General features: G+C 30.9%; 14 protein-coding genes and 1 pseudogene. 4 read left to right on the top strand and 11 right to left on the bottom strand.

Annotated features, from left to right (window positions below; translation table 11 throughout):
- Nucleotides 1–108: 108 nt before the first annotated feature.
- The 3 genes from CSPA_RS10080 to CSPA_RS10070 form a co-directional block, all read right to left on the bottom strand.
- Nucleotides 109–900, bottom strand: coding sequence for a Cof-type HAD-IIB family hydrolase (locus CSPA_RS10080; protein ID WP_015392148.1), 792 nt, complete (start codon nucleotides 898–900; stop codon nucleotides 109–111).
- 173 nt (nucleotides 901–1,073) lie between these two features.
- The gene (locus CSPA_RS10075) at nucleotides 1,074–2,066 is read right to left on the bottom strand and encodes a serine hydrolase domain-containing protein (protein WP_015392147.1); all 993 of its coding nucleotides are present in this window, start codon (nucleotides 2,064–2,066) and stop codon (nucleotides 1,074–1,076) included.
- A 30-nt stretch (nucleotides 2,067–2,096) separates the two neighbouring features.
- Nucleotides 2,097–3,026 carry an AraC family transcriptional regulator gene (locus tag CSPA_RS10070; protein WP_015392146.1) on the bottom strand — a complete coding sequence of 310 codons (930 nt, stop codon included), beginning with the start codon at nucleotides 3,024–3,026 and terminating at the stop codon, nucleotides 2,097–2,099.
- A gap of 317 nt (nucleotides 3,027–3,343) precedes the next feature.
- On the opposite strand from CSPA_RS10070, the gene CSPA_RS10065 reads away from it, so the two are divergent.
- Together CSPA_RS10065 and CSPA_RS10060 are read left to right on the top strand one after the other, a co-directional pair.
- Nucleotides 3,344–3,925 carry a MarR family winged helix-turn-helix transcriptional regulator gene (locus tag CSPA_RS10065; RefSeq protein ID WP_015392145.1) on the top strand — a complete coding sequence of 194 codons (582 nt, stop codon included), beginning with the start codon at nucleotides 3,344–3,346 and terminating at the stop codon, nucleotides 3,923–3,925.
- A 25-nt stretch (nucleotides 3,926–3,950) separates the two neighbouring features.
- On the top strand, nucleotides 3,951–5,135 hold the full coding sequence (locus CSPA_RS10060) for an SLC13 family permease (protein ID WP_015392144.1): 1,185 nt from the start codon (nucleotides 3,951–3,953) through the stop codon (nucleotides 5,133–5,135).
- A gap of 116 nt (nucleotides 5,136–5,251) precedes the next feature.
- On the opposite strand, the gene CSPA_RS10055 is transcribed toward CSPA_RS10060, so the two are convergent.
- The 5 genes from CSPA_RS10055 to CSPA_RS10035 all read right to left on the bottom strand — a co-directional run bounded on the left by CSPA_RS10055 (nucleotide 5,252) and on the right by CSPA_RS10035 (nucleotide 10,496).
- A complete protein-coding gene (locus CSPA_RS10055) occupies nucleotides 5,252–5,740 on the bottom strand; it encodes a GNAT family N-acetyltransferase (RefSeq protein WP_015392143.1) in 489 nt (162 codons plus the stop codon).
- A 280-nt stretch (nucleotides 5,741–6,020) separates the two neighbouring features.
- The gene (locus tag CSPA_RS10050) at nucleotides 6,021–6,827 is read right to left on the bottom strand and encodes a nitroreductase family protein (protein ID WP_015392142.1); all 807 of its coding nucleotides are present in this window, start codon (nucleotides 6,825–6,827) and stop codon (nucleotides 6,021–6,023) included.
- 783 nt (nucleotides 6,828–7,610) lie between these two features.
- Entirely contained in the window at nucleotides 7,611–8,189 is a 579-nt protein-coding gene (locus CSPA_RS10045) for a TetR/AcrR family transcriptional regulator (RefSeq protein WP_015392141.1), read from the bottom strand.
- Between the two features lie 71 nt (nucleotides 8,190–8,260).
- On the bottom strand, nucleotides 8,261–9,292 hold the full coding sequence (locus CSPA_RS10040; protein ID WP_015392140.1) for an epoxyqueuosine reductase: 1,032 nt from the start codon (nucleotides 9,290–9,292) through the stop codon (nucleotides 8,261–8,263).
- 25 nt (nucleotides 9,293–9,317) lie between these two features.
- On the bottom strand, nucleotides 9,318–10,496 hold the full coding sequence (locus CSPA_RS10035) for an acetyl-CoA C-acetyltransferase (protein WP_015392139.1): 1,179 nt from the start codon (nucleotides 10,494–10,496) through the stop codon (nucleotides 9,318–9,320).
- A 337-nt stretch (nucleotides 10,497–10,833) separates the two neighbouring features.
- Here CSPA_RS10035 and CSPA_RS10030 point away from each other — a divergent pair, with 337 nt between their 5' ends.
- Nucleotides 10,834–11,742 carry a LysR family transcriptional regulator gene (locus CSPA_RS10030; RefSeq protein WP_015392138.1) on the top strand — a complete coding sequence of 303 codons (909 nt, stop codon included), beginning with the start codon at nucleotides 10,834–10,836 and terminating at the stop codon, nucleotides 11,740–11,742.
- A gap of 426 nt (nucleotides 11,743–12,168) precedes the next feature.
- On the opposite strand, the gene arr is transcribed toward CSPA_RS10030, so the two are convergent.
- Together arr and CSPA_RS10020 are read right to left on the bottom strand one after the other, a co-directional pair.
- Entirely contained in the window at nucleotides 12,169–12,573 is a 405-nt protein-coding gene (arr, locus tag CSPA_RS10025; protein WP_015392137.1) for an NAD(+)--rifampin ADP-ribosyltransferase, read from the bottom strand.
- 180 nt (nucleotides 12,574–12,753) lie between these two features.
- Complete coding sequence (locus tag CSPA_RS10020) at nucleotides 12,754–13,326, bottom strand: flavin reductase family protein (protein ID WP_015392136.1); 573 nt, start codon at nucleotides 13,324–13,326, stop codon at nucleotides 12,754–12,756.
- Nucleotides 13,327–13,434: 108 nt separating this feature from the next.
- On the opposite strand from CSPA_RS10020, the gene CSPA_RS10015 reads away from it, so the two are divergent.
- Nucleotides 13,435–13,776: a winged helix-turn-helix transcriptional regulator gene (locus CSPA_RS10015; protein WP_015392134.1), complete on the top strand. Its 342-nt coding sequence runs from the start codon at nucleotides 13,435–13,437 to the stop codon at nucleotides 13,774–13,776.
- Between the two features lie 42 nt (nucleotides 13,777–13,818).
- On the opposite strand, the pseudogene CSPA_RS10010 reads toward CSPA_RS10015, so the two are convergent.
- A pseudogene (locus tag CSPA_RS10010) lies at nucleotides 13,819–14,012 on the bottom strand (thiolase family protein); the annotation flags it as partial.
- Nucleotides 14,013–14,014: the final 2 nt, after the last annotated feature.

Raw genomic sequence — 14,014 nt, 5'->3', positions numbered from 1 at the left:
TTTGTAAACTTTCATAATTAATACTATAAAAAAAGACCAAATAAATTTTAATATATATCAATCTATTTGATCTTCTTTTTGGAAAATACTCACTTATTAAATTATATTCTATATTAAATTAAATTCTTTTAGTCCTTTATAAATTCCATCATTTTCAATAGTATCGGTCTTATGATTTGCTATTTCAAGAACTTCTGGACTGCTATTTCCCATGGCTATTCCGTATTTAACATAATTAAGCATATCAATATCATTTAAACTATCACCAAAGGCATATGTATTTTCAACATCTATATTTAAATGCTCTATTATAGCTTCTATTCCCTTTACTTTGGAAAATCCTTTGGGAACTAATTCAATAAATTGTGCATTATGAAAAATGCAGTCAAAATATTTTTCAATGGTCTTATATGCTTCTTTAAAATTGCTATTTTCATTTGTTTTACAGGTGATCTTATTAAAATGATAATCTAATTCTGATCCAGTAACTGGCTTTATTTTATCACCAAAGGCTCTCTTGAATTTTTTAACGGAAAACTTATCTCCTTCAAAATCCTCATTATAATCCATATATAAATAATCTTGTCCTTCTAATATAAAGAAAATGTTATGTTTCTTTAAAATACTTATTATATTATCACCTATACTTTTTTCCAAATCTATATTATATATTACTCTACCTTCATATTCTACATAAGTTCCACAAGCAGCAAGTACTCCATCAAATCCTAAATCTACTAAATCTTGTGGAATCATAGCCCTCGCTCTACCAGTTGATATAAAAGCAAGATGTCCATTTTGTTTTAATTCTTTAATTCCTTTTATGGTACTATCAGGAACACCTATAGCAGGATTATAAAGAGTACCATCAATATCAAAAAATACTGCTTTTCGTTTCATATTTCCCTCCATTTAATTACTATTTCTTAATTTCAGTATAACAGAAAAATTATTTCGTGACGAATCAATCTTAACAACCTAAAGTAGCTGATATTTACATTTACAAATCCAGTTTCATATAATTTAATAAAAAAGAACCTCCTCCATTTTCATCTGGACTTGGCTCTCATCAATTACTCAAATACAGGTTCAATATATTCCTTAATAAGTTTCAATCTGTCCTTAGCGCGTGGCATAAAAAGTGAAGCAATAGATACTACAATTTCTTTTTTTCTATTAATATAAATCACATTTCCCCCATCTCCCAAGGCTGCGTAGATTTGTTTTTCATCATCAATAATCCACCAAAGATAACCATAAGATAACTCATACTCATCCCATCGACTGTGTTCTTTTGTACTTTCAGCTATCCACCATTTAGGTATAATTTGCTTACCCTGCCACAGTCCACTATCCAAGTATAATTGGCCTATTTTAGCCATATCTATAGGAGTCAAGGTAAGTCCCCAACCTGCTGGATTTATTCCTTGAGAATCAACAACCCAACCGCTAACATTTTTATCCTTTAGAAAGGCAAGATGTTCTTCTTTATTATGCAATACCACATTCTGTCCAATCTTAATTTCCAATGGTGAAAATAAATTTTCTGTTGCAAAATCAAGGACTGATTGCCCCGTTGATTTTACAAGAATACCTGACAAAATATGTGTTCCTACGATGGCTGAATACATAAATTCTCCTATCTTGCCCTTTCCTCCTAATAAATCCAGTGCAGCCCTCATCCAATTATCACTTGAAAAAAACTTTGTATATGGTTCTGACTTATATTTATACGGAGCTGTCATAGTCAGCATATCCTTAATTGTAACACTTTGTATTGTTTTTTCGCCTCGCTTAGTAGTGTACTCTGGGAAAAAATCCAATACTTTCTGATCTATACTTTTAATATATCCATTATCTATAGCAATACCAATCAAAGCAGAAAAAACACTTTTTGTTACCGAGGCTACATGTACAGTATCAATAGCAGTATATCCATTGAAGTAATTTTCATATAATGTTTCACCGTTTTTTAGTACAATTATTCCCGTAATATTATTATAGTCATTGTTTATTGTCTTTTCTAACAAAATCTTTTTTCTTGGTTGAATTTTATTTTTTTCCATATGCTCACCTCAAAATTAATTTGCAGCATATTAGAAAAGAATGGGCTCAATTGGAACATATATATCTACTTCATGGATATGACTCTCATTGGCATGCGGATCGTTGCGATATACTTCAAAGGGATATGAGTTTCTTGGAACATAACCACTACTTGTTAACCATTTCTGATACATATAATTCCAGGCATCACAGTATTGTTTCTGCTGAATCTGAAAATGTCCAACTGCATACAAACCGCCTTCTAACTTCATAGTCCCAAGGATTCCATCTTCCTTAATTTGAATATTCTCTGGCATCGTTAGACATAAACTTGTACGAAACTGGCTCTCCTCTCCAAATTCAGGATTGTCATGATACATGACAATCAGCCAGCTCTGACCCTCTACAAAAAATTTCTGCCCTTTTGCATGAGCAAATAACAGCTGCATCAGATTTGCATACTCTTTTGCCAATATCTCATAAGTCCCTGTATGTCTCACATACGCAACCCGCTTTTCTTCTAAATTTGTAATAGTAATCTGCCCAGTCACAGGAAACAAATTGTCTTCCCATTCTTTCTTCGCTGTGACCTTATTATACTCAGACAATAAAAAAGAAGCTTTGCAATTCTTGCTATATTTCTTCCTATATTCGCTTGGACTCTTATCATAATAATTCTTAAATGCACGTGAAAATACGGCTGAATCAGTATAACCAAGTTCATATGCAATATTTGTCATATTTTTATCTTCCCTATATGCCAACAAAAAAAGTGCTTTCTCCATGCGAAGCCTGTTCACATAATGAGCTAAAGACTCATGCAAAATTCCTTGAAAAATACGACTGAAATGAAATTTGGAAAATCCTGCAGCCTTTGAAAGTTCCTCAATGGACAAGTGTTCTCCTAAATGATGCTCGATATAATCCTGCACTTTATGAATTCTTCGTATGTATTCTTCTTGGCATTTTTGTTCTAACATATACTTTGCTCTCCTTCCTGTTAATCCCAGTATAACAGAAAAATTATTTCGTGACGAATCAATATTAACAAACTAAAGTAGTTACAAATTAACTTTACATAGCTAGTCCCCACTTAAATTGATGTATTTATTAAGCTATTATTATATGGTTCATTTTCATAAAATCTAAACTTCTTTTTGTTTTCCAATTGCTATTCTTTTAAATTCAAATAGCAAAAAATAGTTAGGTACCTTTAAATTTTTCTTGACTTGCATGCAAAAGCAGTTTATATTATAAATATAGTTAGGTACCTTATTATATTCAAAGGAGGATTCAAATGGATACTAACACTATTGATGAAAAGAACGAAAAGGATGAAGAAATAATTATCTCATCTGATGAATTATTAATCACACTAAACAAATTTATAAATATGTACCAGAGAAGTTTGTATAAAGCACGAGCTCATTATACACCTTATCGTGGTCAAGTTAGACTTTTAAATATTATAGCTCAAAATGATGGACTCATCCAAAAAGAGCTTACTGAAATCTTAGATATTAGATCAGCAACATTATCAGAGCTACTAGATAAATTGGAACGTTCCAATCTTATTAAAAGGACAAAAGATGAAGTGGATAAGCGTAAAATGCGTGTATTTTTAACCTCTGAGGGTTTAGATTTTTTAAAAAAATTTGAAAACCAAAATGATATTTCAGAACAAGTATTTGAGACTCTATCCAGTGAAGAAAAATATTCATTTTATAACACAATTAAAAAGCTTTGTACTCACTTCGAAGCACAAGCTATTCTTGAGGATTATGATTTAAATGAACCATTACCACCTCATATGAGAGAACATATTCCACCTCATGAAAGAGATGGCCATCCTCCAAAGCCTCCACACCACCATAAATAAATTACTCAAAGAAGGTGATCCTATAATGAAAACTATGTCAAATGCTTTGAATGAATTTAAAATATTCTTTTTAAATAAAAACTGTGAAATTGTGCTTGAAAAACTATCAAAAATAAAAACATTCTTGGTAAATGATTGTTTTTTATCCATTTCCTTATTTGCTGCCATTGTAACTTCATTTTTTAACACTCCTAATTGGGGATACGTAGATTTTAAGGTGATTATTTGCTTGTTTGAATTGATGATTATAGTGAAAGCTTTTGAAGAATATTCTTTAATTAATCACTTATCCTTATTGATTTTGAATCGGTGTAAAAACGAAAGAATTTTACTTCAAGTTTTGTGTTTGTTTGCTTTTATATCTTCCATGTTTTTAACTAATGATGTAGCACTAATGGCAGTTACTCCATTATTAATCAACATTTCTAGGAAATCTGGTTATAATATTATTTTACCAACTATTCTTATAACTATTTCCGCAAACCTTGGAAGCTGTGCTACACCAATTGGAAATCCTCAAAATCTATATATTTTTTCACATTATCAATTGCATATTGGAAACTTTTTTTCTTATTCATTACCAATTTGTATTGTAAGTTTATTTTTACTTCTTTGCATAACTTTCTTTTTTAGTCCAAAACAAATTTCCTTTAGTATGAAGGATGCATCAGTACTTGAAAAAAAGAAAATAATCGTGTTTTCAGCATTATTTGTTTTACTTATACTTAATATTCTTGGTACTATACCTTATTATATTACCTTACCTATTTTAATATTGGTGACACTTATTTTAAATAAAAGCCTATTGAAAAAACTTGATTATGGATTATTGATTACTTTTGTTTGTTTTTTCATTTCAGTAGGCAATATATCTAACATTGCAGCAATACGTAATTTTCTAACGGTTTTAACTAATACCTCAACAAATATTTATTTATCCTCATTACTATTAAGTCAAATCATAAGTAATGTTCCAAGCAGTATTTTGCTTGCTCCTTTTTCATTCGATTGGCATGCATTATTCTATGGAGTAACTATTGGCGGGTTGGGTACGCCTATTGCCTCACTGGCAAGTATTATTTCTTACAAGATTTTGATTCTTGAATATCCTAATAAAAAGAAGGAATACCTATCAAAGTTTCTATTATTGAACTTTTTTTGCCTACTAATTATAGGATTGATTTTTTACATCTATATTCAATTAAATTAGTTAGGGCATAGCTTCAATATGCTAAAAGTAAGAGAACCACTCCTATTATCTAGGCTTGGTTCTCTTCTATTACATAGAAAGTAAAATCACCTCTGACAAACTAAATTAGCTAAAATTTATCTTTGCAAAGCTAGCTTCATATAAATTGAGGTATTCATTGGGCTATTGTTATATGATTCAATTTCATGAAATCCAAATTTCTTATATAAATATATAGCTCCTTCTAAAAAAGGTAATGTATCCAAAAGCATATATCTATATCCAATTTCTTTAGCATCAGCAATTATCATTTCTACTAACTTATTGGCAATTTGATGTCCACGAAATTTAGGCCTAACATATAATCTCTTCATCTCACAGTTTTCATTATCTATTTTCCTTAAACCAATACAGCCAGCTACTTCATTTTCAACTTTTACTATATATAACCTCCCCTCTGGTAATCCATATTTATCTGCTAAATGTTCAAGTTCTGAATCATAGTTCTGCACTTCTAAATATTTTGCAAAATCCGGGTCATTTTCAACCAGCATTTCTGTGTATTCTAAAAACAGCTCTTTAATTTCCATTTTATTTTCATATGCAAGTCTAATTTCCATCTCCATATTATTATTTCCTCTCTTCAATATCTTTCATTAACACAAAAACTTAAATTGGAATTTTATTTTTTACTAAAGTTCCATTTCAAATTCAAGTTCTATTAAACCTTCTCGCCATGAGTTATTTTCTTTCTCTGATTTCTTTACAAACCCAGCTCTTTTATACATATTAAAGGAAATTATAATAAAATTTATTTGCTTTTGTCAAATTACTATATAAAGACATAATAAAACTCACCATTTTGATTTTTATATGGTGAGTCATTTCTATTAATTCTTTAATTGTTTAATTTTCATAAAATGAAGCTTCTAATGGTTTTCTTTCTGTAAATCTTTTAAAACTATGCTTAGGATATCCTACCATTACTACTCCTGTTATTTTCTTATTTTCTGGAATATTAAAAAGCTTGTACATTGGTGAATTATCATTAAGTGCACAAATTTCAAATATCCCTGCCCAGCATGAACCAAGGCCAAGTGATGGCGCATATAATTCTAGATATGATAATGAGAGAATTGAATTTTCTCTACCATTACGAAAGTCTTTATCAGCTAAGGTTAAAATTATACTAGGTGCATCTCTTAAGATTGTATCAACTTTATTCTTCTTATAACCACTAATCATTCCATTCAACATCTTACTCAAAGTTTCATTACTATCAAACCAGTTAATACATTCTTCAACTGCTAATTCAATTCTTTTTTTATCATCTACTATTAAGAACGATACACCTTGTGAATTACTTGCAGTTGGTGCTAAATGAGCAACATCAACAAGCTGCAATAACTTTTCTCTTTCAACTGGTATATTTTTATATGAACGAATAGAACGACGTGTTCGAATAAAATTCTTTGCTTCTTCTGGATCTAATTTTTTGATTTCTCCTATCTCATTTTGCATAGCTAATGGCGATTTCTTATTATCTATAGCTTCTTTAGGACATACAGCTACGCAATGACCACATTCTAAACATGCATTAGGATTAACTTCTTTTGGACCATCAGCTTCTAGTTTTAATACTCCTGTTGGACATTCCACCACACACATTCCACATTTTATACATTTTTCTTCATTTACAGTTATTAAACTCATTTTATTCACTCCTTATTAATTCTTGCTCTCGTATAGAATACGAATGCGCTAATTTTTTATTTATAGGTTAGATACTTTTTCCTTAAGATATTGCCTTTTACGATCACCTCCTTAAGCCCATACTTTATACGTAATTGCATTTTAGTCTTACCATTTCCTGATTCAATTCTTCAAAACTATGACTTTCAGAATTCTGCTTTGATAAAATAGAATCTCGAAACAATTTTTATTAAAATTCTTTATTATGTGAGAGAACATTAATTATAAAATATATATATTAATTAGAACGATCATTCTAATTAATGTAAAATTTTTTCATCCAATAAAAAGACTTTGTTAATGATGCACTTTCATTAGTTTTCTAGGTTTTCTGCATCATCTATAGATATCCAATTTAAGAGTTTTACTTATAAATGTAATAAGCATGAATAATTGAGAAATTATAATTATAATACTAAACTAGAAATCTGATACATTTTTCTGGAAGCAGGCATGTGAAATTGAGCTGATGATGGTTATTAGTGGAAGGTTGTTTCATTTTCTGCTTGTCATAAATTTACTTTAGGAACATGCAGAAATGGGTGCAACCTTCCACTTAAAACCTTCCAGCGAAAATTTCACTAGTCCTGTGGAAGATAAATGTGTCTGATTTCGGTAATTGTTGCATAAGTCTAATTCTCGCTTTGGATATCTATAAATAGCAGTTATACTTTTCTATTAGTCACAGGAACTCAAAGGGACATAAATGTTTTTGAGAATGTTCATTCTAATTAGTCTAAAAAATTATTTATTTAACAAATCCATAAAAAAATTCCCAATACGATGTAATTTTTCTTTGCTGGCTGATATTCTTAGCTGTACACGAATTCCATGTAAGGTATTATGAAGTACTTCTGCTAAAACTTCTGGCTCATACTCCCTTGAAATTTCACCTGCTTGTTGCCCTTTTCGAATAAGATCAGCAAGGAGTTGTTCTGTTTGCATAAAGGTTCTTTCTATTCTTTCTTTTATCTCTTTATCCATAAGAGCTAGCTCTGTAGCCGAATTAACAGTTAAGCATCCCCATTGTTTATCTTCATATCCTTCGATAATAAAATCAAAGATAAATCGTATAGCTTGTTTTGCAGTTTCTGCCTTTAAAACTCCAGCCTGTATTTTATTTCTTATTAATTCTTCATAAAAATCCATCGTTTTTAAAAATAATGTACGCTTATCACCAAAGGTATCATATAAACTTCTACGATGGATTCCCATATGCTCTACTAAATCATTCAAAGATGTCTTTTCATAGCCTTGTTTCCAAAACAATTCCATTGCTTTTTGAAGAACTACATTTTCATCAAATTCTTTACTTCGTCCCATTGAGTTCCCTCCTTTGTAAAATCAATAATAACATTTTGAGAACGATCGGTCAAGAATTATCAAAAAGACATTTATTGTAGTTCCAATTTATTAACTGCCCACTCAGCCATTTCACGAACTTTCAAATTACTATCTTTACAAGCCTCCAATATATGATCTCTATAGTGCTCCTCATAGTTATTTACCATTGCATTAATAGCATTAACTTTCCATTTCCAAACACTTGCTTTATCTATATACCAAAACTTAGCCTGCATCACTTCTTCTAAATAGGAATAGTCCATTTTAAGAATTTTTTCTAGAGATATTTGTTCACTTAATTCTTGCAAATTAGGGAACTCTTCTATTTCCTTCCAACTGTTTTTATTCATAGGACAAACATCTTGGCACGCATCGCAGCCATAAACCCAAGCTCCTATTTGTTCTTTATATTTTTCATTGGGCATATCTCTTCCCATAAAGGTAGTTATGCAAGATACACAAGCTATAGGATTCATTGTATATGGTTTTGATAAAGAAGCTGAAGGACACGCCTTCATGCATAGATTACACTTCTCAGAACAAGGCCTTACCTTTGGTGTTTCTATATTTTCTAATTCCTTATCAATAAGCCATGCTTCCAAATACACTGTGGAGCCACTTTCAGTATAAAAGAAATTATTCTTTCGAACTATTCCAAGCCCTGCTTTCATAGCTGCAAAACGTAATGGTACAAGACCAAATCCTCTTTCAGTTTCTGCTCTAAGTCCTAAATCTTTCATGTATTTTTCATATTTTAAACTATCTTGAAAATCTTTAGAATTCTCATCTTTTCTTCCATCAACCAAATAGTATTTTGCAATCATACCTTTTAAATGCTCTGGAATATGATATTTTCCATATTTTCTCACACATATTACAATTGATTTAGCCCAAGGATAAGTATCTTTAAGCTGTGTAAAACGATACTGACCTTGGTAAAAACCTTTAGCTTCTGGAACCTTTTCAATTCGTTCCTCAAGTTTTTCTTTATATCCATCTATGTCAGATATTTTAATGATCCCACATTTTTCATATCCAAAATTTAATGCAGCATTCTTTATTTGATCTGCTAATAAAGTCATTTTATACACCCCTTCTTAAATTCAATTATTCTCTTTCAACGATTAAGGCAGTTCCTTGGCCTCCACCAATACACAAGGTTGCAAGTCCTTTCTTTGCATCTCTTTTTTCCATGGCATGTAACAAGGTTACTAAAATACGTGCCCCAGATGCCCCAATAGGATGTCCAAGTGCTATAGCTCCACCATTAACATTAACTTTATCCATATCTAAATTTAAATCTCTAGTTATTGCTATACTTTGTGATGCATAAGCTTCATTTGCTTCAATTAAATCTAAATCTTCAGCTTTTAAATTGATTTTATCCAAAGCAGCTTTTGTTGCATAAAAAGCACCATATCCCATTATTGCTGGATCTAAGCCTGCTGAACCATAAGAAGTGATTTTAGCTAGTGGTTTTATTCCTAAATCTTTAGCTTTTTCTGCGCTCATAATTACTAATGCTGCAGCTCCATCATTTAATCCAGATGCATTTCCTGCTGTAACTGTACCATTTTCTTTAAAAATAGGCTTTAATTTTCTTAGTGCTTCTATTGTATTACCAAACCTAGGAAATTCATCTTGATCAAATATTACTTCACCTTTTTTTGTTTTAATTACTACAGGAACTATCTCATCTTTAAACTCTCCATTCTTAATAGCTCTTTCAGCTTTTTGTTGTGATAATAGTGAAAACTCGTCTTGCTCTTCTCTTGTCACATTCCATTTCTCAGCTACATTTTCTGCAGTTACTCCCATATGATAGTCATTAAATGCATCCCATAAACCATCTTTTATCATTTCATCAATAAATTCGCCATGTCCCATTCTTTGTCCCCATCTGGCATTATCAAGTAAAAATGGTGCACTTGACATGTTTTCCATACCGCCAACTACTATCGCCTCAGCATCACCAGCTTTTATAATTTGAGCTGCTAAACTTATAGCTCTTAAGCCTGAACCACAAACCTTATTAATTGTAAATGCAGGTATTTCTACAGGTAATCCCGCTTTCACAGCAGCTTGTCTTGCTGGATTTTGTCCAAGACCTGCTTGAAGTACATTTCCAAAGATAACTTCATTAATTTCCTCTGGTTTAATATTAGCTCTTTTAACAGCTTCTTTTATTACTATTGCTCCTAGTTCAACTGCTGGTACATCTTTCAAAGTCTTTCCATAAGCTCCTATTGCAGTTCTTACTGCACTTACTATTACTACATCTTTCATTTTTTATTCCTCCCATAATGAAAATTTTATTTGTTATTTTTTTAACAAATATTGATATAAGAATATATAAATATATGTTGCAAAAAGAACTGTTCAAAACTTAATACTTTCTAATGCAAATCAACCTTTATTGATCATAACTCATTGAGTATTGAACGTTTATAATTGCAATATATCTAATGTAAGAGCATTCATAAAACTTGCTAAATTAACTTGCACCTGCTCTATGACTTTATATTATCAGAGGATTATATATTTGTAAAATTGATATATTCGAATTGACAATTCGTTTTTTTCAATATATTATTATCTTAATATAGAGATTGGAGTGAAGTTAATGGATATCAGACATTTTAAAACCTTTAAAGGCATTATAGAAGAAGGTAATTTTTCAAATGCAGCAATGAAATTAGGTTATACTCAATCCACTGTAACCTCACAAATTCAGCAGCTAGAGCAAGAACTTTCAATCAAGTTATTTGAAAAAATAGGACGTAATATGGTACTGACTCCTGTAGGAAAGGAACTAATCCCATATGCTGATGAACTACTTAATACAGTGAAAAAGATTGAGAGTCTTGGCAAATATGGTAATAATATTACTGGAGAATTAAAAATTGCTGTTGCAGAATCTTTAATGTCTTATAAATTGCAAAACGTATTATATATGTTTAAAGAAAAAGCTCCTAATGTAAAACTTTCTATGGTTTCCCTCAATTGCTATGACATAAAAAATATGTTAGCCAGTGGTGAAGCAGACCTTGGATTAATGTATAATGTAGGAAGTAAGAATGAAAGCTTAAATGCTGTTAAACTTTCTGATTTTGGCGTAGCTTTAGTCTGCTCCCCTCAATTTGATCAAGAAAAATTAGATTTCAGCAAACCTAATCAAAAAATAAATACAAGCCTTATCATTAATGAAGTTGAATCTATTTATCGAAAAATCCTTGAAAGTTATTTTTTTGATAAAAATATATTCTTAGATAATACAATCGAACTTGGGAGTATAGAAGCTATAAAAAAATGTGTTGCAAGTAATCTTGGAATTTCATTTTTACCGCGTTTTACAGTAGAAGAAGAGCTTGATAGTGGAAAGTTAAAGGAAATAAAACTAGACTCTTTAGATGCTAAAGTCACAGCAATTTATGCTTATCACAAAAATAAGTGGATTAGCCCTGCAATGTCCTTATTTATTGAATTAGTAAGAAAAGATTTTAATATTATAGATATCCAAAGCAAGAATTAGACTTATGCAACAATCACCGAAATATGATACATTTATCTTCTGCAGGACTAGTAAAATTTTCGCTGGAAGGTTCTAAATGCGGGCTTGCCGTCATTTCAGCGTGTCCAAAAGTTCATGTTTCTAAATATAAAATTTGGACATTCACTTTTGGACAAGCTGTAAATGAAACAAGCCCACATTAACAACCTTCAACAGCTCAATTTCACATGCCTGCTCCAGAAAAATTGTATCATATTTCTAGCGTAAAGTTGTAATTTTAATTTCTAAAGAGTGTATACATATTCCATTTATAAGTTAAACTCTTAAATTGGATATCTATATTAAAAAAAGGAGAACCACTCAAATTATCTTGATTTGGTTCTCCTCAATTGTGTAATTTTTTATATCCTTGATACATGCATATTTTAAAATTGCTTAATATAATTTTTACTCATTTATAGCTTCAATTCCTTGTTCTTTAAGCTTATTTAAATTATCTTTCATATTTTTAAGTGCTTCTGGTGAATGCCCTTTCCATTTACTTATTTCACCAACAACTTTCAAAGGAAACCTTGTACGGTAGGAACGTGTAGGATTTCCTGAGAACTTTTTATCAGTCAAATTAGGGTCATTTTCAAATTCGCCAGTAGGTTCAACTATATAGATTCTTTCATTGCCATCACCAATTGCTAGCTCTGCTCCCCAAATTGCAGCATCTAAAGTTGCTGTCATATAAACAAAATTAGCTTTCTTACCTACACCATAATTAGATGAAAATCCTATTTTAATTAAAGCCCCTACTTCGAGTTTTGCCTTCGTTCCATGATAAAATGGTCCTTTATCCAAAGTCATATCTATATTGGTGCTTTGTTTTCAATACTCATATAAATTCTCCTCATATTTTATTATAGTTACATTATCTTAATATATATACAGTGAGAAATATAGACTTATATTTCTATTTTACATATGCTATAATTAAGTTGAGAAGAGAGGTTTATTTAATAAGATCGACTTCTCTTTTTTGTTATATTATTTAATCTCCTTACCTATAGAAAACGCCTTGGCAACTTGTTCTCCAACTCCATAGTAATTTCTACTATCTGGAGCAAATAGTAAAGGCCTTATTTGTTCTATAATCGGTTGATTGACATCGCCTTCGTGAACAATATCATCTATCTTAACATTCATAACTTCACCAATAAACTGAGTATGCAGACCAAGCTCATTAATTTGTATAATTTTACACTCTATATTTATTGGAAATTGATCAATAAAAGGAGCATCAACAAATTCACTTTTTATCGGTGTAAGCCCGGTCTTTGCAAACTTATCTTCCTTTTTCCCTGACACCATTCCAAAATAATCAGCCTCTTTAATATATTTTTCTGAAGGAATATTTATTGTAAAGGCCTTTCTATCCATAAGACTATCGTAGGTATACGTAGCTTTGCGTAATGAAATTGCCACGCAAGGTGGAGATGAGCAACAAATCCCACCCCAAGCGGCAGTCATGGCATTGGAATTACCTTCTTTATCATAAGTAGATATAACCAAAACCGGTGTAGGATAAACCAAAGTTTTTGCGCCTAAATCTTTTTTCATATATTTTGCCTCCTTGTATTTGATTATCTTATATGTTACTATTTTATTCATTAAGAAACATAAGTACAAGTACGCACATTTTTGTTCCCTAATATGGAGGTTTTACATATGAAAAATGAACTAAATGCAAATCAACCTAATTATCATGAAACTTGCCCTATTATTGATGCGCTCGAAGTGATTGGAGGAAAATGGAAAATACCAATTATGTCGGTAATATACAACAAAAAAAGTATTAGATATAATGAGCTTAAGCGAAATATCCCCGGAATCACTAATATTATGCTGACTCGCTCTTTACGATCCCTAGAAGAACAAGGTCTTGTAAAAAGATTAGAGTACAGCAGTATTCCACCACATGTGGAATATTCACTGACAGATATTTGTGAAGAGTTGGTTCCTGCATTAGAAATTTTAAATGAATGGGGTAAAAAGTTATCTCGTCAGTAAGCAATCCCTAGTAATAAGTATAAAGATGATAAATAAGGTAACTGGATTTTGTCCAAGGCCTGCTTGAATACATCTCCAAAGATAACTTCTTTAATTTCCTCCGGTTTAATGTTTGCTCTTTTAACAGCTTCTTTTATTACTATTACACCTAATCCAACTGCCGGTACATCTTTCAAAGTCTTTCCATAAGCTCCTATTGCAGTTCTTACTGCACTCACTATTACTACATCTTTCATTT

The organism is Clostridium saccharoperbutylacetonicum N1-4(HMT), assembly GCF_000340885.1.
Lineage (GTDB): Bacteria > Bacillota > Clostridia > Clostridiales > Clostridiaceae > Clostridium > Clostridium saccharoperbutylacetonicum.
This window is presented reverse-complemented; position numbering and strand designations above follow the sequence as displayed.